Annotated in this window: 22 protein-coding genes; 5 read left to right on the top strand and 17 right to left on the bottom strand. The window is 71.9% G+C overall.

Annotated elements, in window-relative coordinates:
• Positions 1 to 32: 32 nt before the first annotated feature.
• From ACZ4EF_RS16885 to ACZ4EF_RS16810, 16 genes are all read right to left on the bottom strand, one after another.
• Positions 33 to 752: a hypothetical protein gene (locus tag ACZ4EF_RS16885; RefSeq protein ID WP_391163457.1), complete on the bottom strand. Its 720-nt coding sequence runs from the start codon at positions 750 to 752 to the stop codon at positions 33 to 35.
• 182 nt (positions 753 to 934) lie between these two features.
• Positions 935 to 1,600 carry a hemerythrin domain-containing protein gene (locus ACZ4EF_RS16880; RefSeq protein ID WP_355340313.1) on the bottom strand — a complete coding sequence of 222 codons (666 nt, stop codon included), beginning with the start codon at positions 1,598 to 1,600 and terminating at the stop codon, positions 935 to 937.
• Positions 1,601 to 1,735: 135 nt separating this feature from the next.
• Positions 1,736 to 2,191 carry a peroxiredoxin gene (locus ACZ4EF_RS16875; RefSeq protein ID WP_355340316.1) on the bottom strand — a complete coding sequence of 152 codons (456 nt, stop codon included), beginning with the start codon at positions 2,189 to 2,191 and terminating at the stop codon, positions 1,736 to 1,738.
• A gap of 131 nt (positions 2,192 to 2,322) precedes the next feature.
• Positions 2,323 to 3,228, bottom strand: a complete 906-nt coding sequence (locus tag ACZ4EF_RS16870) for a MarR family winged helix-turn-helix transcriptional regulator (RefSeq protein WP_401309135.1) — start codon at positions 3,226 to 3,228, stop codon at positions 2,323 to 2,325.
• 146 nt (positions 3,229 to 3,374) lie between these two features.
• Positions 3,375 to 3,767 (bottom strand): YccF domain-containing protein, encoded by a 393-nt coding sequence (locus ACZ4EF_RS16865; RefSeq protein WP_355340322.1) that lies wholly within the window; start codon positions 3,765 to 3,767, stop codon positions 3,375 to 3,377.
• Positions 3,764 to 4,621 (bottom strand): zinc metalloprotease HtpX, encoded by an 858-nt coding sequence (gene htpX, locus ACZ4EF_RS16860; RefSeq protein WP_188284004.1) that lies wholly within the window; start codon positions 4,619 to 4,621, stop codon positions 3,764 to 3,766. The genes ACZ4EF_RS16865 and htpX overlap by 4 nt, the downstream gene beginning before the upstream one ends.
• Positions 4,622 to 4,817: 196 nt before the next feature.
• Positions 4,818 to 6,410, bottom strand: a complete 1,593-nt coding sequence (locus ACZ4EF_RS16855; protein ID WP_467505077.1) for an NADH-quinone oxidoreductase subunit N — start codon at positions 6,408 to 6,410, stop codon at positions 4,818 to 4,820.
• Complete coding sequence (locus ACZ4EF_RS16850; protein ID WP_355340330.1) at positions 6,410 to 7,975, bottom strand: complex I subunit 4 family protein; 1,566 nt, start codon at positions 7,973 to 7,975, stop codon at positions 6,410 to 6,412. The genes ACZ4EF_RS16855 and ACZ4EF_RS16850 overlap by 1 nt, the downstream gene beginning before the upstream one ends.
• A gap of 7 nt (positions 7,976 to 7,982) precedes the next feature.
• Entirely contained in the window at positions 7,983 to 9,977 is a 1,995-nt protein-coding gene (locus ACZ4EF_RS16845; RefSeq protein WP_401309127.1) for an NADH-quinone oxidoreductase subunit 5 family protein, read from the bottom strand.
• Positions 9,974 to 10,390 carry an NADH-quinone oxidoreductase subunit NuoK gene (gene nuoK, locus ACZ4EF_RS16840; protein WP_391050406.1) on the bottom strand — a complete coding sequence of 139 codons (417 nt, stop codon included), beginning with the start codon at positions 10,388 to 10,390 and terminating at the stop codon, positions 9,974 to 9,976. The genes ACZ4EF_RS16845 and nuoK overlap by 4 nt, the downstream gene beginning before the upstream one ends.
• Positions 10,390 to 11,064: an NADH-quinone oxidoreductase subunit J family protein gene (locus ACZ4EF_RS16835; protein ID WP_467346665.1), complete on the bottom strand. Its 675-nt coding sequence runs from the start codon at positions 11,062 to 11,064 to the stop codon at positions 10,390 to 10,392. Before ACZ4EF_RS16835 ends, nuoK begins: the two co-directional genes overlap by 1 nt.
• Entirely contained in the window at positions 11,061 to 11,711 is a 651-nt protein-coding gene (locus tag ACZ4EF_RS16830; protein WP_467505075.1) for a NuoI/complex I 23 kDa subunit family protein, read from the bottom strand. The genes ACZ4EF_RS16835 and ACZ4EF_RS16830 overlap by 4 nt, the downstream gene beginning before the upstream one ends.
• 1 nt (position 11,712) lies before the next feature.
• Positions 11,713 to 12,675: a complex I subunit 1/NuoH family protein gene (locus ACZ4EF_RS16825; protein ID WP_355340345.1), complete on the bottom strand. Its 963-nt coding sequence runs from the start codon at positions 12,673 to 12,675 to the stop codon at positions 11,713 to 11,715.
• On the bottom strand, positions 12,668 to 14,218 hold the full coding sequence (locus ACZ4EF_RS16820; protein WP_467505072.1) for an NADH-quinone oxidoreductase subunit C: 1,551 nt from the start codon (positions 14,216 to 14,218) through the stop codon (positions 12,668 to 12,670). The genes ACZ4EF_RS16825 and ACZ4EF_RS16820 overlap by 8 nt, the downstream gene beginning before the upstream one ends.
• Positions 14,215 to 14,823 carry an NADH-quinone oxidoreductase subunit B gene (locus ACZ4EF_RS16815; RefSeq protein ID WP_355340351.1) on the bottom strand — a complete coding sequence of 203 codons (609 nt, stop codon included), beginning with the start codon at positions 14,821 to 14,823 and terminating at the stop codon, positions 14,215 to 14,217. Before ACZ4EF_RS16815 ends, ACZ4EF_RS16820 begins: the two co-directional genes overlap by 4 nt.
• Positions 14,814 to 15,182: an NADH-quinone oxidoreductase subunit A gene (locus ACZ4EF_RS16810; RefSeq protein ID WP_467346659.1), complete on the bottom strand. Its 369-nt coding sequence runs from the start codon at positions 15,180 to 15,182 to the stop codon at positions 14,814 to 14,816. The genes ACZ4EF_RS16815 and ACZ4EF_RS16810 overlap by 10 nt, the downstream gene beginning before the upstream one ends.
• 248 nt (positions 15,183 to 15,430) lie before the next feature.
• Between ACZ4EF_RS16810 and ACZ4EF_RS16805 the strand changes: the two genes are divergently transcribed.
• On the top strand, positions 15,431 to 16,627 hold the full coding sequence (locus ACZ4EF_RS16805) for a sensor histidine kinase (protein WP_355340354.1): 1,197 nt from the start codon (positions 15,431 to 15,433) through the stop codon (positions 16,625 to 16,627).
• A 184-nt stretch (positions 16,628 to 16,811) separates the two neighbouring features.
• A complete protein-coding gene (locus tag ACZ4EF_RS16800; RefSeq protein ID WP_391050404.1) occupies positions 16,812 to 18,143 on the top strand; it encodes a sensor histidine kinase in 1,332 nt (443 codons plus the stop codon).
• A gap of 200 nt (positions 18,144 to 18,343) precedes the next feature.
• Here ACZ4EF_RS16800 and ACZ4EF_RS16795 read toward each other — a convergent pair whose 3' ends face one another.
• Entirely contained in the window at positions 18,344 to 19,312 is a 969-nt protein-coding gene (locus ACZ4EF_RS16795) for a quinone oxidoreductase family protein (RefSeq protein ID WP_355340360.1), read from the bottom strand.
• A 159-nt stretch (positions 19,313 to 19,471) separates the two neighbouring features.
• Between ACZ4EF_RS16795 and ACZ4EF_RS16790 the strand changes: the two genes are divergently transcribed.
• The 3 genes from ACZ4EF_RS16790 to ACZ4EF_RS16780 all read left to right on the top strand — a co-directional run bounded on the left by ACZ4EF_RS16790 (position 19,472) and on the right by ACZ4EF_RS16780 (position 23,350).
• On the top strand, positions 19,472 to 20,131 hold the full coding sequence (locus tag ACZ4EF_RS16790) for a response regulator transcription factor (protein WP_355340363.1): 660 nt from the start codon (positions 19,472 to 19,474) through the stop codon (positions 20,129 to 20,131).
• 206 nt (positions 20,132 to 20,337) lie between these two features.
• The gene (locus ACZ4EF_RS16785; protein WP_391050402.1) at positions 20,338 to 22,293 is read left to right on the top strand and encodes a 2-oxoacid:acceptor oxidoreductase subunit alpha; all 1,956 of its coding nucleotides are present in this window, start codon (positions 20,338 to 20,340) and stop codon (positions 22,291 to 22,293) included.
• Entirely contained in the window at positions 22,286 to 23,350 is a 1,065-nt protein-coding gene (locus ACZ4EF_RS16780) for a 2-oxoacid:ferredoxin oxidoreductase subunit beta (RefSeq protein WP_355340369.1), read from the top strand. Before ACZ4EF_RS16785 ends, ACZ4EF_RS16780 begins: the two co-directional genes overlap by 8 nt.
• The last annotated feature ends 92 nt before the right edge of the window (positions 23,351 to 23,442 follow it).

The raw sequence follows: 23,442 nt of genomic DNA, 5'->3' as shown, positions 1-23,442 counted from the left end.
ACCAGAGGCCGGACAGACCAGGCCCGCGACCGCTACGAGCCGCGCCGTACGGCCACGTCGTACCGCGGGTCGCCGAAACCGGCGGCCCGCGCCCGGCGCAGCGCCTCATCGCCGATGTCCCGGATCGCCGGGCCGCCGCCGCGGGCCTCATCGGTCCGCTCGGCGGCTCCGGCGGCCCCGCCCTGCCTGACCAGGCTCACCCCGCGCGGCCCCGGCAGCGCGAGCACTCCCCCGATCCTGGGGTCGCCCGCGAACCAGACCTCGCGCTTGGCGTTCTCTCCGAGCACCCGCCGCCAGCGGCGGACGTCGGGGAAGCGGACCCGGATGCTCACGTCCTTGTCCGGGTTGTCGGGCACAGGCAGCCGGAAGAACGGCACGCCGTTATCGGCCACTTGGGCGACGCCGTCCAGGCGCTGCCAGGGGTAGACCTGAAGGACCCGCCAGTACCGCTTGTAGCGCGGCTGTATCAGGGCCCACCAGCCGAGGCCGAGCATCGAGGCCGTCATGAGGACGTACGCGAGCCAGGTGACGTCGATGTCGAGGAAGACGTCGAGGAAGGCGAAGACCAGGGCCCAGCCGGGGATGCCCGCGGCGCTGACGATCAGCAGCGCCCGCAGCCGCCCGCGGGACCGCGCGCACCACTCGCGCGTCGCCGGTTCCGCGACCGCGCCCTCGTACGTCACCCCGTCGTGCGTCACGCCCTCGTACGTCACGCCGTCGCGCGGCGCACCCTCGTAGGCCCCAGCAGGCACGGGAATTCCCCCTCGGGTGTGGGTGCGGCCATCGGGTCCGGCCGTCGGCGTTCGACCCTAGCAGTGCGGGTCTCCGGCGGCGCGGGCTCAAGCGCGGGCGCAAGCGAGGGCCGAACCGCGGGCTGAACCGAGGGGCTCAAGCGACGGGCCCGGCCGAGGGGCTGAACCGACGGCGCGGTACGTCACGGCTTGCCGTAGTCGGCCGCCCACGGGTTGAGTTCGGCGTACTGCTGCTTCCAGGCCGTGCGGTACTGGGCGGCCAGCGGCGGGGGGAAGATCGCCAGGACTTCGGCGACGCGCTCGGGGGTGGCGCCGTCGAGCAGCCACGGGATGTAGCGCGGCGCGAGGCCGAGGCCGATCTGATTGCGCTGGCTGTCGGCGAACAAGGCCCAGTCGGCCGGGGACAGTTCGCGCTCGATGAGCGGGAGCGCGTCGCTCTCCTCGTGGCTGAGGTGGGCGTTCAGTTCGGTGGCGAAGGCGTCGGCGGCGTCGCCGAGGGCGGTGTGGCCGCCCTGTTCGTCGGCGAGCGCCGCGTCGATCGCGGCGATCAGCGGGTCGATCCGGTCGTGTTCCGCCTCCATCGCCTCAAGGAGTTCGAGGTCGTCGGGGCGGTCGGCGAACTGGCCGCGCAGCTTCGGCCACAGGACGTCGTCCTCGGCTGTGTGATGGATGGTCAGGAACCGCTTGAACAGATCCCACCCGAAGTGGGTGGCGGTGAGCCGGGACGGGTCGTCGCCCGTGACGGCGGCGGACTTGGCGATGATCGCCACGTCGCGCCGCAGTCCGTCGTGGAAGGCGTACATCATCGTCAGATCGACGGTCTCGCCCGGCTGGTGCGGAGTGGTCATCAACGTGTCTCCCTGGAACTAGGTGAACCAGTGGATCAGGAGGAATCGCCACACCGAGGCTATAGTCAGCCTGCCGAATCGTCAATCCGCATATCTATCCGGGAGTTGAACCATTTCCCGGGCCGAACCGAGCGGCTACTGAAGCTCCTTGACCACCTTCAGCGCGTCCCCGATGTGCCCGCCGATGTTCATCATCGAGGAGAACGCGTGCCGGACGACGCCCTCGCGGTCGATGACGAAGGTGACGCGGCCGGGCACGACGCCCAGGCTCGTGGCGCCGTACTGCTTGCGCACGGCCTTGTCGGTGTCGGCGAGCAGGATGAAGGGCAGCTCGTGGCGGCCGGCGAACTTCTCGTGCGTCTCGACCGAGTCGGAGCTGACGCCGATCACCTCGGCGCCCGCGTCGGTGAAGCTCTCGTAGCTGTCACGGAAGCTGCACGCCTCGGTGGTGCAGCCGCTGGTGTTGTCCTTCGGGTAGAAGTACAGCACCACGACCTTCTCGCCCAGCACATCGCTGAGCGTGACGGGCTTGCCCGTCTGGTCGGGAAGGGTGAAGTCCGGTGCCTTGGCGCCGACGTGAAGAATGGCCATGACGTCTCCTCGGTGGGATGCGGTCGGGAATGTGGTCGGGATGCGGGCCGGGTATGCGGGCCGGGGGCACGGTCCGCGAGGGGCGTCGGGGGCGGAAACGGTACGGGCGGCCCGCGCGCGACAGCCAGTGGTCAGACGTCCGCGCGCAGCATCTTCGTGAGCAGCGCCTTCAACTCCGCCCGGCCGTCGGTGCCGAGCCTCGTGCCCATGTCGGTCTCGGCGGCCTCGACGGCCCGCCGGGCGGTGGCCAGCGCGTCGCGCCCCACGTCGGTCAGCCGCAGCGCGTACCGCCGCCGGTCGCGCGGGTCGCGCTCGCGCACCACCCGGCCCGCGCTCTCCAGGTCGTCGACGATCTGGAGGATCGCCTGCTCGCTGATGCCGAGCCGCCGGGCGAGCCGCTGCTGCGAACTCGCCTCGTCGGCCAGGACGGTGAGCGCGCCGAAATGCCGCGCCTGGAGGCCGACGTCGGTCAGCGCGTCCTCGATCCGGCGCCGTACGAAATGGTGCGCCTGGGCGATCAGCGGGCTCGTACGCCGTACACCGCGCTCGGGCGGGGTACGGGCCAGCAGGGTGCTCAGCAGCGCGTCGAGGCGGACGCGTTCCGCGGCGGTCAGGGCCGCGGTGAGGTGGTCGTCGCCCGCGGCCATCGCGGGTTCCATGGCCTTGACGGCGCTGCGGCCGTCGTCGGTGAGGGCGAGGACGTACGAGCGGCGGTCGCCGGGGTTGCGGGCGCGGGTGACCTGGCCCGCCTGCTCCAGCCGGTCGATCAGCTTGACCATGGTGGTGCGGTTGATGCCGAGCCGCTCGCCGAGATCCTGCTGGGAGTACGTGACGGGGGCGTCGAGCGCGTCGAGTATCTGGAAGTCGCGCGCGCCTGAGGCGCCTTGGCCCGCCGCGACGCCGAATTCCGGGGCGAGGTGATCGGCGACCCGGTTGGCGCGGATGTGTGCGCGGCGCAGAAGATGCGCCGCGTAGACGGCGAGGGCGGGCGGCAGTTCGGCGTCCGCCGTCTCGACACTGAGCGCGTAGTCGTCCACCCGGCACCTCCGCAGGTGAGGGTAGCAGGGACGGCCTCCTGACCGGCCGTCAGGTACGGCGGACGGCCGGAAGGCGCTCGGCCCGAAGGCACTCGGCCCGAGGGGCGGCCCGACGGCACTCGGCGCGACGGACGGCCGGAAGACGCTCAGCGCGAGGCGAACGGCCGGTCGGTCGGCACGATCTCCTTGCCCAGCGGCATGAGCGACAGCGGGATCAGCTTGAAGTTGGCGATGCCGAACGGGATGCCGATGATCGTGACGCAGAGCAGCACGCCGGTGACGATGTGGCCGAGGGCCAGCCACCAGCCCGCGAGGATCACCCACAGCACATTGCCGACGAAGGAGCCCGTGCCCGCGTCCCGGCGCTCGACCGCGGTGTAGCCGAACGGCCAGAGCGCGTAGACGCCGATGCGGAAGGCGGCGATGCCGAACGGGATGCCGATGATCGTGACGCAGAGGAGTGCCCCTGCCAGGACGTAGCCGAGGAACATCCACACACCGCAGAGGATGAGCCAGATGACGTTCAGGATGGTCTTCACCGGTGGCCTGCCATGTCTTCGAGGCGGGAGATGCGCTCTGCCATCGGGGGATGGGTCGAGAAGAGCTTGGAGACGTCGCCCGCGCGGAATGGACTGGCGATCATCATATGGCTGGCGGTCTCCAGGCGCGGTTCGGGCGCGAGGGGCCGCTGCTGTGTGCCCGTTTCGAGCTTGCGCAGCGCGGAGGCCAGGGCCAGCGGGTCGCCGGTCAGGCGCGCGCCCGAGGCGTCGGCCTCGTACTCCCGCGAGCGGGAGACGGCCAACTGGATGACCGAGGCGGCCAGCGGGCCGAGGATCATCAGCAGCAGCATGCCGAGGATGCCGGGGCCCTCGTCGTCGTCGGAGCGGCCGATCGGGATCAGCCACGCGAAGTTGACCAGGAACATCACCACGGAGGCGAGCGCGCCCGCGATCGAGGAGATGAGGATGTCGCGGTTGTAGACGTGGCTCAGCTCGTGGCCGAGGACGCCGCGCAGCTCGCGCTCGTCGAGGATGGCCAGGATGCCCTGGGTGCAGCAGACCGCCGCGTTGCGCGGATTGCGGCCGGTCGCGAAGGCGTTCGGCGCCTCGGTGGGCGAGATGTACAGCCGGGGCATGGGCTCGCGGGCGGTGGTCGAGAGCTCGCGCACGATCCGGTACAGCTCGGGCGCCTCGAATTCGCTGACGGGGCGGGCGCGCATCGCGCGTAGAGCCAGCTTGTCGCTGTTCCAGTACGCGTACGCGTTCGTCCCCACCGCGATGACCAGGGCCACGATGAGTCCGGTCCGGCCGAAGAAGCTGCCGATGACCAGGATGAGGGCCGACAGACCGCCGAGGAGTACGGCGGTCTTCAACCCGTTGTGCCGGCGGTGCACGGTGCGCCCTCCAAAGTGTGCGTCGGGGGGAACCTCTCCCCCTAGGAGAACCTCCTGCCCACAACAACGCCACCCGAGCGCCGCTAGTTCCCTTATGCGCACGCAGCGCTACCGGCGCGGGGCGTACGGATACGGCCCCCGGCCGGTCGGGGCCGGGGACGGACGTGCTGGTCAGAGGGCCGGAGGGAGGACCCGGTCAGAACAGCGAGCCCTGCGCGTACCGCAGGACGAGCTGCGGCGCGCCGGACAGTGCCACCCCGGCCAGCGCGGTCAGCGTGATGGCGGCGACGAGGCCGACGGGCGTACGGGTGACGGGTACGGCCGCGAGCGCGCCGCCGGTCGTGATGCCGCTCGCGCCGCCGGTCGTGACCGCGCTCGGGGATTGCTCGGGAGCGCCCTCGGGGCGGGTGAAGAGCAGCGCCGTCCAGCGCAGGTAGTACACGAGCGCGATGACGACGTTGACGGCCATGATCACCGCGAGCCAGCCGTGCTGGGTGCCGACGGCGGAGGAGAAGACGGCGACCTTGGCGAACAGGCCGATGACGCCGGGCGGCAGTCCGGCCAGGCACAGCAGGAAGAAGCCGAGCGCGAGGGCGGCCAGCGGGCGGGTCGCGTACAGGCCCCGGTAGTCGCTGAGCCGGCCCTGCGGGGCGGTGCGCGAGACGAGGGCGGCCACGGCGAAGGCGCCGAGGTTCACCACCGCGTACATCAGGGCGTACGCGACGGTGGTGCCGATCTCGTGCGCCGGGTCGGCGGCGGAGGACGCGGCGGCCAGCGGCACCAGCAGATAACCCGCCTGGCCGATGGACGACCAGGCCAGCAGGCGTACGGCGCCGCGCGGCACGCCGGGCCGCTGCCGGAGCGCGCCGACGTTCCCGACGGTCATGGTGAGCGCGGCCAGTACGCCGAAGGCCGGGCCCCACACGTCGTAATAGGGCTTGAAGGCGATGACCGACACCAGGATCAGGCCGGAGAAACCGGCGGCCTTGCCGACCACCGACAGATACGCGGCGACCGGCAGCGGCGCGCCCGCGTAGGTGTCGGGCACCCAGAAGTGAAAGGGGGCCGCGGCGAGTTTGAAGGCGAACCCCACCAGAGTGAGGGCCGCGCCGACCTTCGCCACGGTGACGAGTTGCGCGGGCGCGTGCGTGAGGCCGTCGGCGACGGCGGCCAGGTGCATGGTGCCGGTGGCCGCGTAGACGAAGCTGATGCCGAGCAGCGAGACGGCGGTCGCGGTCACCGAGGACAGGAAGAACTTGAGCGCGGCCTCGCTGGACAGCTTGTCGCCGCGCCGCAGGCCGACCAGCGCGAAGGCGGGCAGGGTGGCGACCTCGAGGGCGACGATCAGGGTCGCCAGGTCGCGGGAGGCGGGCAGCAGCGCGGCGCCGGAGGCGGAGGCGAGCAGCAGGAACCAGTACTCGCCCGCCGGGAGGTCGTCCTGGGTGTTGACCGACAGCAGGGCCGTGAGCAGCGCGCCGCCGAGCACCAGGGCCTGGATGACCAGGGTGAAGTGGTCGGCCGCGTACGAGCACCCGCCGCCGCCCGCGGGGAGGTCGGCGGCGGTGCCGGGGTGCACGACCGTCACGCAGAAGGTGGCGTGGCGGCCCGCCCGCAGCGGGATCAGGGCCAGTGCGGCCAGGACGAGTCCCGCGACGGTGGTCCAGGCCAGCAGTTCCTTGCGGGCCTTGGGCAGGAAGAGGTCGGCGACCAGGACGACGAGGGCGAGGACCGCCGGGATGGCGGCGGGGGCGAGCGCCGTCCAGTCGACGGACTGCACGAGGGACGGCATCAGTTGCCTCCGAGGAGGGTGTGCACGGCCGGATCGGTGAGGCCGAGCAGGACGGCGGGCCACAGTCCGGCCAGGACGGTGAGCGCGGCGAGCGGCGTCCAGGCGGCGAATTCGTACGCCTGGACGTCGGCGAGCGCGGGCTGCGCGTCGACGGTCTCGCGGTCGCCCATGCAGACCCGGCGGACCACGACCAGCAGGTAGGCGGCGGTGAGCAGGGTGCCGAAGGCGGCGACGGCGGTGAAGGTCAGATAGGCGGGGCGGCTGAGGCCCGCGGCGGGTTTGAAGGCGCCGAACATCGACAGCATCTCGCCCCAGAATCCGGCCAGGCCCGGCAGTCCGAGGGAGGCGACGGCGGCGAAGGCGACCAGGCCGCCCAGGCGCGGCGCCTTGCCGTAGAGCGCGGCTCCCGTGGCGCCGGCGAGGGTGTCGAGGTCGCTGGAGCCGTATCGGTCCTTCAGGGCGCCGACCAGGAAGAACAGCAGGCCGGTGATGAGGCCGTGGGCGATGTTGGCGAAGAGCGCGCCGTTGACGCCGGTGGGGGTCAGGGAGGCGATGCCGAGCAGGACGAAGCCCATGTGGCCGACGGAGGAGTACGCGATCAGCCGTTTGAGGTCGCCGCCGTTGCCCCGGCGGGCCAGCGCGAGGCAGGCGAGCGAGCCGTAGACGATGCCGACGACGGCGAAGGCGGCCAGGTAGGGGGCGAAGGTGTGGATGCCGTCGGGGGCCATCGGCAGGACGATCCGGACCAGGCCGTAGGTGCCCATCTTCAGCAGCACGCCCGCGAGCAGCACCGATCCGACGGTGGGGGCGGCGGTGTGGGCGTCGGGCAGCCAGCTGTGCAGCGGCCACATCGGGGCCTTCACGGCCAGGCCGAGGCCGATCGCGAGGACCGCGATCAGTTGCGTGGAGTGACTGAGTGATGACCCGTTGTCAGTGGCGAGTGCCACCATGTCGAATGTGCCCGCCTTCACGCCGATGAGGAGCAGGCCGAGCAGCATGATCACGGAGCCGAGGAGGGTGTAGACGATGAAGCGCAGTGCGGACCGCTCGCGGTCCCCGCCGCCCCAGCGGGCGATGAGGAAGTACATCGGGATGAGGACCGTCTCGAAGGCGAGGAAGAACAGCATCAGGTCGAGCACGGCGAAGGTCGCCAGCGTGCCCGCTTCCAGGAGCAGCAGCAGGGCGACGAACGCCTTGGGGCCGGGGCCCGCGGGCATTTTGAAGTAGCTGTAGAGCGCGCAGAGGAAGGTCAGCAGCGCGGTCAGGACGAGGAGGGGGAGCGAGATGCCGTCGACGCCGAGGTGGAGATGGATCTTGAGCGCGGGGATCCAGTTGAGGTCGGTGGTGGCCTGGGTCCTGGCGGGGTGGTCGTGGTCGAAGCCGGCCGCGAGGACGATCGCCAGGACGAGTACGGCGCCGGTGACGGTGACGCCGTGCCGCAGGACGGCCTGGCCGGGGTCACGGCCCTTCAGGCCGGGCGGCGGCGGGAGCAGGGCGCCGACCGCGCCGAGCAGCGGCAGCACGAGGAGTGCCGCGAGGACGTACTGGAGGGCGGTGTCGTTCACTTCGGGCTCAGCCTCCGACGGCGACGAGGACGGCGAGGACGACCGCACCGGCCAGCAGCGCGCTGAGGTAGGTCTGGACGTTTCCGGTCTGGGCCTTGCGGACGGCCGCGCCGAGCAGCCGGGGGGTGCCGCCCGCGCCGCGGACGTAGGTCTCGATGACCTCGCGGTCCAGGAAGCGGACGAGTTGCGCGGCGGCCAGCACCGGGCGGACGAACAGCGCGGTGTAGAGGGCGTCGAGGTGGAAGCCGTGGGCCGCGTGGCGGTGCAGCCTGCCCAGCAGCAGACGGCCGGGGTCGCCCGGGTCGTCGGCGGACGCGATGTCGCCGTAGATCGCCTCGTGGGTGGCGGTGGCCTCGGCCTCGACGAGGGCGGGTTCCGCGCCGGGGTCGCCGTCGGCGGTGACGACGGCTCCGACGGGGACGGCGAGCCGGGTGGCGGTGGCCGCCTTCCAGGCGCCGTAGGTGATCAGGACGCCGACCAGGGCCAGGCCGGTGCCGAGGACGGAGGTGATCAGGGTGGGGCCGAGCGGGGCGCCGCCGAACCAGTCGGGCAGCTCGCGGTAGGCGAGGCCGCCGAAGGCGATGGTGGGGACGGCCAGCACCCACAGCACGGAGGTCATCACGACCGGCTGCCTGCCGTGGTCGGGGGCCTCGGGGCCGCTGCCGCGGAAAGCCAGCAGGAACAGCCGGGTGGCGTATCCGGCGGTCAGGACGGCGGCGGTCAGGCCCGCGACGAAGACGGTCCAGCCGACGGCCGAGGGGACGTGCGCGGTGTGCCCGGCCGAGGCGTGCTCGGCGGCGCGCAGCACGGACTCCTTGGAGAAGAAGCCGGACAGCGGAGGGAGGGCCGCGAGGGCGGCGAGGGCGATGCCCATCGTCCACATGGCGTCGGGGACGCGCTTGGCGAGCGAGCCCATGCGGGACATCGCGGTGAGCGAGTTGGTGCCCGCCGCGTGGATGACGACGCCCGCGCCGAGGAAGAGCAGCGCCTTGAAGGCGCCGTGCGACAGGAGGTGGAAGACGGCGGCGTCGCGGTCGGCGACGGCCAGGGCGCCCGCCATGTAGCCGAGCTGGCCGATGGTGGAGTACGCCAGCACGCGTTTGATGTCGTCCTGGGCGAGGGCGGCCAGGCCCGAGCCGATCATGGTGACGGCGGCCATCACGGCGAGGACGGCCAGCGCGGCGGCGGACGCGGTGAACACCGGCAGCAGCCTGGCCACCAGATAGATGCCGGCGGCGACCATGGTGGCGGCGTGGATCAGCGCGGAGACCGGGGTGGGACCGGCCATCGCGTCGGGCAGCCAGGTGTGCAGCGGGAACTGCGCGGACTTGCCCGCGACCCCGGCGAGCAGCAGCAGCGCGATCACCGTGGGGTGGTGGAGCCGGCCGTCCGCCGCGGCGGAGAGGATGCCGCTGATCCGGAAGGTCCCGGCGTCGGCGGCGAGCGCGAACACCCCGATGAGGAAGGGGACGTCGCCGAGCTTGGTGACCAGGAACGCCTTGATCGACGCCGTCCTGGCGGCCTCGGTCTCCCAGTAGTGCCCGACCAGGAAGTACGAGCAGATGCCCATGATCTCCCAGCCGACCAGCAGCACCATCAGGTCGCCCGAGTAGACGACCAGGAACATGGCGGCGGTGAACAGCGAGACGAGGGCGGCGTACGAGGGATAGCGCGGGTCGTCGCGCAGATAGGCGGTGGAGTAGAGCTGGACGCAGGTGGCGACGAGGCCGACGAGGACGGCGATCAGGACCGCGAAGCCGTCCAGGTGCAGGGCGAGGTAGACGGGCGCGGAGCCGGTGTCGGTGAGCTTGTGGACGGCGTCGGTCGGCGCGCCGGTGCCCTGGCGGGCGGCGACGACGGCGGCCAGCACGAAGGCGGTGGCGGTGGGCAGTACGGCCAGCGGGCGTACGAAGCCGGGTGCGCGCCGGCCGAGCAGGAGTCCGGTGACCGCGCCGAGGAAGGGCAGGAGGGGGACGAGCGCGGCAAGGGCGGTCAGGGTCACGCGGCGGCCTCGGCCTTCTTGTCGGCGGCCGTGCCGTCCGGGTCGGACGCGGTGTGCTCGGACGACGCGTGCTCGGCTGATGCGTGCTCGGCTGACGCGTGCTCGGGCGGCTCGGCGAGGTCGGTGAGCCGGTCGATGTCGGAGCTGCCGCGGTTGCGGTACACGAGCAGCACGATCGCCAGGCCGAGACCGATCTCGGCGGCGGCGATCGTGATGGTGAACAGGGTGAGGGCCTGGCCGGAGTGGAGGGTGTCGCGCAGCCACACGTCGAAGGCGACCAGGTTGAGATTGACGGCGTTGAGCATCAGCTCGACGGACATCAGGACGAGGATCGCGTTGCGGCGGGCGAGGACGCCGTAGACACCGACGCAGAAGAGGAGGGCGGCGAGGACGGCCGGGTAGACGAGGTGCATCAGTTCTCCTTGCCCTGGCCGGTGGGGGTGCCGGTGGGGGTGCCGGTGGGGGTGCGGCCGCCCGTGCCGGTCCCGGCGCCCTTAGCGGTCCCGGTGTCCTTCGCGGTCCCGGTGCCCGCGCGGTCCTCGGCGGTCTCGCGGCGGGAGAGGACGATCGCGCCGACGAGGGCGGCGAGCAGCAGCACCGACAGCGCCTCGAAGGGCAGCACCCAGAAGCGGAACAGGGTCTGCCCGGTGGCGTGCGAGGAGCCCTGGACCACGCCGTGCAGGTCGATCCAGGTCGAGCGGAAGGCGTCCACGACCACCCACACCAGGGTGACCGCGGCGGCGACGGCGACCCCGAGGGCGACCCAGCGGTTCTCGGAGTCGGCGTCCGGCGAGCGGCCGATGGGCGCTCTGGTCAGCATCAGTCCGAACAGCAGGAGGACGACGACGGAGCCGACGTAGATCAGCACCTGCACCCAGGCGATGAACTCGGCCGTGAGCAGCAGGTATTCGACGGCGAGGCCGCCGAGGGCGACGACCAGCCACAGGGCCGCGTGCACGAGCTGCCGGGTGGTGACGGTCAGGACGGCCGCGCCGAGGGTGACGAGGCCGATGAGGAGGAAGGCGATCTCGACGCCGGTGGGCGAGAGGAAGCCGCCCTGGCTGTGGATGGTTTCGTGGACGATCACGAGTCGCCCTCCCCCGGCGCGGAGGGTCCTTCGGTCGCCGGGTCGGTCGCCGTCGGGGCCTGCGGCCGGGCCTCTGTTTGGGCCTGCGCCTCCGCCTGGGCCTGGGCTTCTGCCTGGGCCTGGGCCTGGGCAGCGATGAGCTTGTCGGCGGCCTTGCGGGCGGCGGCGATCTCCTTGGGTTCCTCGGCGGCCGGGTCGAGCGCGGGAGGCGCGGGCACCGTCCACATCCAGTCGCGCAGCTTGTCGCGCTCGTGGGTGAGTTCGAGGATGTCGGTCTCGGCGTACTCGAACTCCGGCGACCAGAACAGCGCGTCGAAGGGGCACACCTCGATGCAGATGCCGCAGTACATGCACAGCGAGAAGTCGATGGCGAAGCGGTCCAGCACATTGCGGCTGCGCTCGCGCCCGCCGGGGGCGACGGCCGGTGTCGTCTCCTTGTGGGAGTCGATGTAGATGCACCAGTCGGGGCACTCGCGGGCGCACAGCATGCAGACCGTGCAGTTCTCCTCGAACAGCGCGATCACACCGCGCGAGCGCGGCGGGAGTGCGGGCAGCGCGTCCGGGTACTGGTCGGTGACGGAACGCTTCGTCATCGTCCGCAGGGTGACGGCCAGGCCCTTGGCGAGGCCGGTTCCGGGGATGGCCATGCTAGGAGATCACCACCTTGACGACGCCGGTCAGGGCGATCTGGGCGAGGGCGAGCGGGATGAGTACGGTCCAGGCGAGTTTCTGGAGCTGGTCCTCGCGAAGGCGCGGGTAGCTGACCCGCAGCCAGATCACGACGAAGGCCAGCAGGCCGGTCTTGACCAGCGTCCACAGCCAGCCGACGCTGCCGGACCAGGGGCCGTGCCAGCCGCCGAGGAACAGCACCGTGGTCAGGGCGCACAGCACGACGATGCCCGCGTACTCGGCGAGCAGGAACAGGGCGAAGCGCAGGCCGGTGTATTCGGTGTACGCGCCGAAGATGATCTCGGAGTCGGCCACCGGCATGTCGAACGGGGGCCGTTGCAGCTCGGCGAGGCCCGCCGTGAAGAACACGAGGCCGCCGATGAGCTGCCAGGGGGTCCACCACCAGTGGTACTCCCCCACGATGCCCGGCAGTGACAGCGTGCCCGCCGCCATCGCGACCGACGCGGCGGTGAGCAGCATCGGCAGCTCGTACGCCATCAGTTGCGCCGCCGTGCGCAGGCCGCCGAGCAGGGAGAACTTGTTCGCCGACGCCCAGCCCGCCATCAGCGAGCCGAGCACGCCGATGCCCATCATGGCCAGGACGAAGATCAGGCCCGCGTCCAGGGCCTGGCCGACGAAGCCGTGCGGTCCCACCGGGATCGCGATCAGCACGACGAGGTAGGGCAGGAGCGCGACGGCGGGGGCGAGTTGGAAGATCCGCCGGTCCGCGTCGGCCGGAACCACGTCTTCCTTCTGCGCGAACTTCACTCCGTCCGCCACCAGTTGGGCCCACCCGTGGAACCCGCCCGCATACATCGGCCCCAATCGGCCCTGCATATGCGCCATCACCTTGTGCTCCGCCTGTCCCACCACCAGCGGAAACACCAGGAACACAACGAGCACACCCACAAGCCGCAGCCCGACGTCCACTACGTCACCCACGCCCCTCACCTCCCCGCCCACCGTCTTCGCCTGCGGCGCGCTCATCAGACGACGCGGACCCACCACCCCGACCGGGTGTGCCACCTGCGGTGGGCTTCTTGCTCGCAGCGGGCGGTTCGCTTGCAGCGGGCGGTTCGCTTCCGGCGGGCGATTCGCTTGCAGCGGGCGATTCGCCTGCGGCGGGCTTCTCGCTTGCAGCGGGCGGTTCGCCTGCGGCGGGCTCGTCGGACGACGCGGGCCCACTACCCCGAGCGGGGGTGCCACCTGCGGTGGGCTTCTCGCTTCCGGAGGGCGGTTCGCTCACAGCGGGCGTCTCGCCTGCGGCGGGCTCGTCGGACGACGCGGGCTCACCACCCCGAGCGGGGGTGCCACCTGCGGCGGGCCCCTCGCCTACGGCGGGCGGTTCGCTTGCAGCGGGCGGTTCGCCTGCGGCGCGCTCGTCGGACGACGCGGGCTCGTCGGACGACGCGGGCTCACCACCCCGAGCGGGGGTGCCACCTGCGGTGGACCCCTCGCCTGCGGCAGGCGGTTCGCTCGCAGCGGGCGTCTCGCCTACGGCGGGCTCGTCGGACGGCGCGGGCTCGCTACCCGCAGCGGAACTGCCGCCAGCGGCAGGCTTCGCCGACGGCGCGGGCTCGCTGACCGCAGCAGGGGTGCCGCCTGGGGCGGGCGGTTCGCTTGCGGTGGGCTTCTTGGTCGGCGCAGCGTCGCCGCGCCCCGCGGGGGTGGCGGTTGGGGGTTGTTCCCATGGGGCGTCGGGGACGCGCTTGCGTGGGGGCGCGGGGGTGTCGCCGGAGGGGGCCCCGGCAGGGGGTTGGACGGCGGAGCTACCGGCAGGGGTTTGGCTGGTGGAGCCTTCGGTCACGCTGCGGGTGCGGCGGGCCGGGCGGTCGGCCGACGGGGTTGTACGCGCCGGGCGGTCGGGCGGGGGGGCCGTTGGGCGGGGGCCGCGGGCGGGGCGGGCGGGGGGCGGGGGGAGTTGGCCTTTTTGGGGGCCCCAGTCGTTGGGGTCGGGGACGCCGGGGGGCTGCATCTGGCGGCGCTTGGGGCCGCCGTCGTGGGACTCGCCGGGCTCCTTGGCACCGGGCCACGCCTTGGCGACGCGGGCGGCGAGGACGAAGTCCTTGCGGAGGGGGTGCCCCTCGAACTCGTCGGGGAGCAGGAGGGGCGCGAGGCCCGGGTGCCCGGTGAAGTCGACGCCGAACATCTCGTGGGTCTCGCGTTCGTGCCACGCCGCGCCCGCGTAGACGCCGGTGGCGGTGGCGAGGACGGGCGCGTCGTGCGGCACGGTCGTCCGCAGCAGCAGCCGCCGGACGCCGCCGTCCAGCGCGACGACGTGCGCGCAGACCCGGAAGCCGGTGCCGGGCTCGTCGACGGCGCTCAGCCAGTCGAAGTACGTGCAGCCGAGGGCGTCCCGCGCGGCCGTGAGCGAGGCGACCCACTCACCGGCCGGCACATCGACGGTCAGGAGGTCGTACGCCTCCTGCGCGACGGCGCCCTCGCCGAAGATCTCCGCGGCCTCCCGCGGCAGCCAACCGGTCACCTCGGCCCCTCCGGCGGAGTGACGAGGCCGCTCGTCAAGGCGGCGACGGACGGACGCGGGCCCGCGGCGGAGCCGTACCGCTCCGCCAGCGACTCGCGCGCGATCTTCTCCTGGAGCTTGAGGATGCCCTGGAGGAGCGCTTCGGGGCGCGGCGGGCAGCCGGGCACGTAGACGTCGACGGGGATGATCTGGTCGACGCCCTTGGTGACGGAGTACGAGTCCCAGTAGGGGCCGCCGCAGTTGGAGCACGCGCCGAAGGAGATGACGTACTTCGGCTCGGGCATCTGCTCGTACAGGCGCTTGACGGCGGGCGCCATCTTGTCGGTGACGGTGCCGGAGACGACCATGAGGTCGGCCTGGCGCGGTCCCGGCGCGAAGGGGATGACGCCCAGCCGGATGAAGTCGTGCCGGGACATCGACGCGGCGATGAACTCGATGGCGCAGCAGGCGAGGCCGAAGTTGAAGACCCACAGGCTGTAGCGGCGGCCCCAGTTGAGCACCACCTTCATCGGCTCCGGCGCCAGCCGGGACAGCACGCCGAGACGGCGCGGCTCGGGAAGGTCCTGCGCAGGGGCCTCGGGAATCGCCTGCGGGTTCACGTCCATTCGAGGACGCCCTTCTTCCATGCGTAGAGCAGCCCGATCGCGAGGAAGCCGATGAAGACGAACATCTCCACCAGCGTCGTCGCGCCGAAGCCGGGCGCGGCGAAGACCGTGGCCCACGGGAACAGGAAGATCGCGTCGACCGCGAAGATGACGTAGAGGAAGGAGTACACGTAGTACTTGACCTGGGTGTGCGCCCAGCCCTCGCCGACCGGGTCGACCCCGCACTCGTACGTGAGCATCTTCTCGCGCGTCGGCACGACGGGCCGCAGCAGGCGGCCGGACGCGAAGGCGACGGTCACGAAGAGCACACCGACGACCGCGACCAGGCCGACGACCGAGTAGCCGTGGAAGTAGTCCACGTCCGTCCGCCCCTCGTTCACTCGTTGACCGGTGGTGTCCAGCGATCCTTGTGGATCTCTTTAGACGATCTATACGGGAGGGAGTCTAGGCCCTGGCCTCACAGGCGCACGCCCCCCGTGCGGGCACCGGTGCGCGCATCGGCGGCGGCCCCGCCGGACGCCCTCGCCCGTACCGGGGGATAACCCCACCGCCGCCTGACCTACGCACCCCATGGCGCGCCCCGCCGCTTCCCCGGCAGGCTGGACTCATGAACACCTCGCCCGCGTCCCGTCAGCCCGCCGCCCCCGCCCCGCTGCCACCCGTGCGCTTCGCGTACGACCGCGTGACGTGGCGGGAGATCGGGTATCTGCTGCTGAATCTGCCGGTGTCGATCATCGGCTTCGTCTACGTCGTGACGGTCGTGACGGTGGGCCTCGGCCTGTCGGTGACGGTGATCGGGTTGCCCCTGCTGGCGTACGGACTCGCCGGGTGCCGGCTGCTGGGGCGGGTGGAGCGGAGCCGGGCGCGCGACCTGCTGGGCGTGCACATCGACGAGCCGCGCCCGCTGAAGCGGGGCACCTTCGGTTTCCTGCCGTGGCTGTGGGCGTCGCTGAAGGACCCGGTGGCGTGGCGGCACGCCCTCTATTACGGCATCCGGCTGCCGTGGGGCATCCTCACCTTCACCTTGACGCTGGTCTCGCTGTTCGTGCTGTGGCCGGTGCTGCCGTTCCTGGCGCGCGGGCTGACGATGGTCGACCGGGCGATGGTCCGCGGGCTGCTCCAGCCGTCGGACGAGCTGGAGCGGCGGATCGAGGAGCTGGAGTCGGACCGCGGGGTCGTGGTCGACACGGCGGCGGCGGACCTGCGGCGGATCGAGCGCGACCTGCACGACGGCGCGCAGGCGCGGCTGGTGGCGCTGGCGATGGACCTCGGCCTGGCCAAGGAGAAGCTGCTGGAGGACCCGGAGGCGGCGGCCAAGATGGTGGGCGAGGCGCACGGCGAGGTGAAGGTGGCCCTTCAGGAGCTGCGGGATCTGGCGCGCGGCATCCACCCGGCGATCCTCACCGACCGCGGCCTGGACGCGGCCCTGTCGTCGGTCGCGTCGCGCTGCACGGTGCCGGTCGCGGTGACCGTGGACCTGCCCGCGCGGCCCGCGGAGGCGATCGAGGGGATCGCGTACTTCACGGTCTCCGAGCTGTTGCAGAACGTCAGCAAGCACAGCAGGGCACGGCACGCCTCGGTGGACGTGTGGCGCGCCGACGACCGGCTGATGGTGCAGGTACGGGACGACGGGCGCGGCGGCGCGGACGTGTCGGGCGGTACGGGTCTGGCCGGGCTCGGCGAACGGCTGCGGTCGGTGGACGGGCTCTTCGTGGTCAGCTCACCGGAGGCGGGGCCGACCGTGGTCACGGCCGAACTGCCGTGGCGCGACCGGGAGTTCCGCAAGGCCGGGGCCAGGCGCTGAGCGGAGCCAGGCGCTGAGCGCGGCCAGGCGCTGAGCGGAGTCAAGCACCGGGCGGGGCGCTGAGCGCGGAAGCCGGGGCGGTGGGGCTAGCCCCACCCCCAAGACGCCGATCCGCACCATGGGGATGGGTGCACGCACCAGCCAGCATGGAGTCACAGAGAAAAGCAGAGAGGACGGACCGACCATGGCTTACGGCTTCCCGCCCGCCGAGCGCGCGCACGAGCGCGAGCGCGAGCACCGCCTGCCGACGGCGCTGCGCGCGCCGGTCGAGGCACGCGCCTGGCGCGAGTTCGCCTACCTGCTGATCAATCTGCCGATGTGCATCGTCGGCTTCGTCTGGACCGTGACGATGTTCTCGCTCGGCGCCGGGCTGCTGGTCACCTTCATCGGGCTGCCGGTGCTCGTGCTCGCGCTCGGCGGCTGCCGCGCGATCGGCGCCGTGGAGCGGGCCCGCGCGCGGTCGCTGCTCTGGCTGGACGTGGAGGACCCGCGGCCGGTGCGCGGCAGGAACGGCGGTTTCCTGTCCCGGCTCGGTGCGCAGCTCGGCAGCGGCGTCAACTGGCGGCACGCCGCCTACACCCTGGTCCACTTCCCGTGGGGGATCTTCACCTTCTCCGTCGCCATCAGCTTCTTCACGTACGGCTGGGGCCTGTTGACGTATCCGCTGTGGCGCTGGGTCTTCCCGGTCTACTTCGGGCAGGACGGCCTCCAGATGTACGGCGACGGGCACGGGCACGGCTGGTGGCTGCACACCCCGGCCGACATGCTGCTGTGCGTCGTGGTCGGCGGCGCGCTCGTACTGAGCAGCCCGTGGGTCTACCGGGGCATGGCGCACGTGGACCGGATTCTGGTGAGCGGTCTGCTCGGGCCTTCGCGGCTGGCGGAGCGGGTCACCGAGCTGGAGTCGGACCGCGGGGTCGTGGTCGACACGGCGGCGGCGGACCTGCGGCGCATCGAGCGCGACCTGCACGACGGCGCGCAGGCGCGGCTGGTGGCGCTGGCGATGGACCTGGGCCTGGCCAAGGAGAAGCTGCTCGAAGATCCGTCGGCCGGGGCCGTGATGGTCGAGGAGGCGCACGGGGAGGTGAAGATCGCGCTTCAGGAGCTGCGGGATCTGGCGCGCGGCATCCACCCGGCGATCCTCACCGACCGCGGGCTGGACGCGGCCCTGTCGTCGGTCGCGTCGCGCTGCACCGTGCCGGTCGCCGTGACCGTCGATTTGCCGGCGCGGCCGGTGCCGGCCATTGAGGGCATCGCCTACTTCACGGTGTCCGAGCTGCTGCAGAACGTCAGCAAGCACAGTGGCGCTTCGCGCGCGACCGTGGAGGTGTGGCGGGTCGGTGACCGGCTCATGATGCAGGTGTCCGACAACGGGCGCGGGGGCGCCGCCGTGTCCGGTGGGTCCGGGCTCGCCGGGCTCGCCGAGCGGCTCGACTCCGTCGACGGTGTCCTCGCCGTGGCCTCGCCGCCCGGTGGCCCCACCCACATCACCACCGAACTCCCCTGGCGCGTCTAACCCCTCCGGGCCGGTCCCCTTACCCCTCCCCGCGCCCCGCCCAAAACGGCTCGCCCCTCCAAGAGGCGGTCCGCCGATCTTTTCAGGGGCGCGGGGAACTGCGCGGCCCGCCCCCACCGGGCCTTCAGCCCGAAAACAACCGCGTCTGCCCCACCGGGGCCGCGCCCCTGAGAGATCGGCGTCCGCCCGGCAGGGGGCGGCTAGGTCAGGGTGAGGAGGACTTTGCCGCGGTTGGTGCCGGCCTGGAGGGCTTGATGGGCTTGGAAGGCCGCGGCAAGCGACAACTCGGCGGTGATGTCGAGCCGAATGGCTCCGGAGGCCAGGAGGGAGAGGGCGGCGAGGGCGTGGCCGCGCAGAACGGCCGGGGCGCGGAGCGCGAGGTCGTGGATGGAGTAGCCGGTGAGAGCGCGGTTGCGCTCGGAGAAGGGGAGCACCGGCAGCGTGAGGTCGGGCTGCCGGGCGGCCTCGCCGTAGGCGACCAGACGGCCGAAGGGGGCCAGAAGGGAGAGCCCGGCCAGCCGCGTCCCCCCGCCGATGGGGTCGAGCAGCACGTCGATCTCGGTGCGGGCGGCGGCCAGCTCCTCGGCGAAGGTCTCGCGCAGCAGCACCGCGTCGTAGCCGAAACGTTTCGCGTACTCGGCCTTCTCGGCCGTGCGGACCGTCCCGTACACGGCGGCGGCCCCCAGCGCGCGGGCGATCTGCGCCGCGACCGAGCCGACCCCGCCCGCGGCGGCGTGGATGAGGACGGTGTCCCCCGCGGTGAGCCGCGCGGCCCCGGCGAGCACCCCGTACGCGGTGGTGAGGACGAGCGCCGCCCCGCCCCCGTCCCGGAGGGAGATCCCGTCGAGCGGGAAGGCGAAGTCGGCGGGCGCGACCGCGTATTCGGCGTATCCGCCGCCGTCGGGCAGATAGGCGGCGACGGGGTCGCCGACGGCGAGCCCGGTAACGCCCGCGCCGAGCGCGGCGATCTCACCGGAGACCTCCAGGCCGGGCACGGCGATCCCGTCCGGCGGACCGTAGTCGCCGAGCCGGTGCAGCACCTCGCCGTGGTTGACGCCCGCGTACGCGACCTGGATCAGCACCTGCCCGGGGCCCGGTTCCGGGACGGGGATTTCCACCGGCCGGAGCACTTCCGGGCCACCGTTGACGTCGAATCCGACCGCGCGCACACGCTCTCCTCTTGCCTGTGAGCCGCTGACGCGCGACCCCCGCCGACCTTCCGGGCGCAACCTTGCCCACCGGAACCGTATTCCCCATCAGCGCGTCGTTGCTGGGATGCTGGGGAAGACAGGGTCGGATGTGGGGGGCTGGAACGGGTGGAGGACAGGGTGCGGGTGGTCATCGCCGAGGATTCGGTGCTGCTTCGGGAGGGACTGACCCGATTGCTGACCGATCGCGGTCACGATGTGGTGGCCGGCGTCGGTGACGCCGAGGCGCTGATCAAGGTCGTACGGGAGCTGGCGGACGAGGGCGCGGCCCCCGACGTGGTGGTGGCGGACGTACGGATGCCGCCGACGCACACCGACGAGGGGGTGCGGGCGGCGGTGCAGCTGCGCCGGGACCACCCCGGCGTGGGCGTGCTGGTGCTGTCGCAGTACGTGGAGGAGCAGTACGCGACCGAGCTGCTGGCGGGCAGCAGCCGCGGGGTGGGGTATCTGCTCAAGGACCGGGTGGCCGAGGTCCGCGAGTTCGTGGACGCGGTGGTGCGGGTCGCCGAGGGCGGCACGGCGCTGGACCCCGAGGTGGTCGCGCAGCTCCTGGGCCGCAGCCGCAAGCAGGACGTGCTGGCGGGGCTGACGCCGCGCGAGCGCGAGGTGCTGGGGCTGATGGCGGAGGGCCGGACGAATTCGGCGGTGGCCAAGCAGCTCGTGGTGAGCGACGGCGCGGTGGAGAAGCACGTCAGCAACATCTTCCTGAAGCTGGGCCTGGCGCCGAGTGACGGGGATCACCGTCGTGTCCTGGCGGTGCTCACCTATCTGAACTCCTGATCTGTTGACACTCTGTCTCACAGCAGACGCCTGACGGCGCGGGCCCCACGGGCACCGCGCCGTTACCTGCACATGCCACACACATGTCCGGCAGTCCGCAGGTCGGGGCCGCGCTCCCGCATCCACATTCCGGGACGTACGGGGAAGGCGACCCTTACCGACGTACGATGACCGGTGAGCCGCCGCCTCTAGGGAGGTCCGTTTCAGTGACCAGCCAGGTCAGCAGCAGCAGCCCCGTGCCCACGGAGCAGCCCGCGCATCCGCCGGTGATCGGCGATGTCCTGGGCGAACAGCGCAAACCGGCGAAAGAGACGAAACGCCTCGACCGGGTGATCATCCGGTTCGCCGGTGACTCCGGGGACGGAATGCAGCTCACCGGGGACCGTTTCACCTCGGAGACCGCGTCCTTCGGGAACGATCTCTCGACGCTGCCGAACTTCCCGGCCGAGATCCGGGCCCCCGCAGGCACCCTGCCGGGCGTGTCGTCGTTCCAGCTCCACTTCGCGGACCACGACATCCTCACGCCCGGCGACGCGCCCGACGTGCTGGTCGCGATGAACCCGGCCGCGCTGAAGGCGAACGTCGCCGACCTGCCGCGCGGCGCCGAGATCATCGTCAACACCGACGAGTTCACCAAGCGCGCGATGGCGAAGGTCGGATACGCCGCCAACCCGTTGGACGACGGGTCCCTGGAGGCGTACGCGATCCACCCGGTGCCGCTGACGACGCTCACCGTCGAGGCGCTCAAGGACAGCGGCCTGGCGCGCAAGGACGCCGAACGGGCGAAGAACATGTTCGCGCTCGGCCTGCTGTCGTGGATGTACCACCGGCCGACCGAGGGCACCGAGTCCTTCCTCCGCAGGAAGTTCGCCAAGAAGCCGGACATCGCGGAGGCCAATGTCACGGCCTTCCGCGCGGGCTGGAACTTCGGCGAGACCACCGAGGACTTCGCGGTCAACTACGAGGTGCAGCCCGCCTCCAGCGCCTTCCCCGCGGGCACCTACCGCAACATCTCCGGGAATCTGGCGCTGTCGTACGGCCTGATCGCCGCGAGCAGGCAGAGCGAACTGCCGCTCTTCCTCGGCTCGTACCCGATCACCCCGGCCTCCGACATCCTGCACGAGCTGTCCAAGCACAAGAATTTCGGCGTGCGCACCTTCCAGGCCGAGGACGAGATCGCCGCGATCGGCGCGGCGCTCGGCGCGTCCTTCGGCGGGTCGCTGGCGCTCACCACCACCTCGGGTCCCGGTGTGGCGCTGAAGTCGGAGACGATCGGGCTCGCCGTCAGCCTGGAGCTGCCGCTGCTGATCATCGACATCCAGCGCGGCGGCCCCTCGACCGGGCTGCCCACCAAAACCGAGCAGTCCGACCTGCTCCAGGCGATGTACGGGCGCAACGGCGAGGCGCCGGTGCCGATCGTGGCGCCCAGCACCCCGGCGGACTGCTTCGACGCGGCGCTGGAGGCGGCCAGGATCGCGGTCACGTACCGCACCCCGGTCTTCCTGCTCTCCGACGGCTATCTCGCCAACGGCTCGGAGCCGTGGCGGGTACCCGACGTCCAGGACCTGCCCGACCTGCGGGTGCAATTCGCGACCGGGCCCAACCACACGGCCGAGGACGGCACCGAGGACTTCTGGCCGTATCTGCGCGACCCGGAGACGCTGGCCCGCCCGTGGGCGGTGCCCGGCACGCCCGGCCTCGAACACCGCATCGGCGGCATCGAGAAGCAGGACGGCACCGGCAACATCTCGTACGACCCGGCCAACCACGACTTCATGACCCGCACCCGGCAGGCCAAGGTCGACGGCATCAAGGTGCCCGACCTGATCGTGGACGACCCGGAGGGCGCCGCGCGGACCCTGGTCATCGGCTGGGGTTCGACGTACGGGCCGATCACCGCGGCCGTGCGCCGCATCCGGCGCGAGGGCGGCACGATCGCGCAGGCCCATCTGCGCCATCTCAACCCCTTCCCGGCCAACCTCGGTGAGGTCCTGCGGGCGTACGACAAGGTCGTGGTGCCCGAGATGAACCTCGGCCAGCTCGCCCACCTGCTGCGCGCCAAGTATCTGGTCGACGCCCGTTCGTACACGCAGGTCACCGGGTTGCCGTTCAAGTCGGAACAGCTCGCGAAGGCCCTCGTGGAGGAGAGTGCGAATGATTGAGGCGCTGTCGCTGGTGCCCAAGGCCGAGGCGAAGCAGTCCATGAAGGACTTCAAGTCGGACCAGGAGGTGCGCTGGTGCCCGGGCTGCGGGGACTACGCGATCCTGGCCGCCGTCCAGTCCTTCATGCCGGAGCTGGGCCTGGCCCGCGAGAACGTGGTGTTCGTGTCCGGGATCGGGTGCTCGTCCCGCTTCCCGTACTACATGAACACCTACGGCATGCACTCCATCCACGGCCGCGCCCCGGCCATCGCGACGGGGCTCGCCGCCTCGCGCCGCGACCTGAGCGTGTGGGTCGTCACCGGTGACGGCGACGCGCTCTCCATCGGCGGCAATCACCTGATCCACGCGCTGCGGCGCAATGTGAACCTGAAGATCCTGCTGTTCAACAACCGGATCTACGGGCTCACCAAGGGTCAGTACAGCCCCACCTCCGAGGTCGGCAAGATCACCAAGTCGACGCCGATGGGTTCGCTGGACGCGCCCTTCAACCCGGTGTCGCTGGCGATCGGCGCCGAGGCGTCCTTCGTGGCCCGCACGATCGACTCCGACCGCAAGCACCTCCAGTCGGTGCTGCGGGCGGCGGCCGAGCACGAGGGCACGGCGCTGGTGGAGATCTACCAGAACTGCAACATCTTCAACGACGGCGCCTTCGACGTCCTGAAGGAGCGCGAGACCGCGCAGGACGCCGTGATCCGGCTGGAGCAGGGGCAGCCGATCCGCTTCGGCGCCCCCGCCGAGGACGGACTCGGTTCGAAGGGCGTCGTACGCGACCCGGCGACCGGTGACCTGAAGGTGATCGACGTGACCGTGGAGGGCAGCGCGGGAGTGCTCGTCCACGACGCGCACACCCAGTCCCCGACGACCGCTTTCGCGCTGTCGCGGCTGGCGGACGCCGACACGCTCCACCACACGCCGATCGGTGTGCTGCGGGACGTGACGCGCCCGGTGTACGACACGGAGATGTCGGACCAGCTCGAAAAGGCCGTGGTGCAGCAGGGCAAGGGCGACCTCGCCGGGCTGCTGACCGGGCGGGACACCTGGACCGTCGTCGGCTGAGGCACGGGACCGCACAAGGGCGGGGGGGGGGGGGGGGGGGGGGGGGGGGGGGGGGGAGGGATACTCTTCCTCTGTTCCCCCTTCCGTTTTGT

It is taken from the genome of Streptomyces sp. NPDC025721, from assembly GCF_055558595.1.
This window is presented reverse-complemented; position numbering and strand designations above follow the sequence as displayed.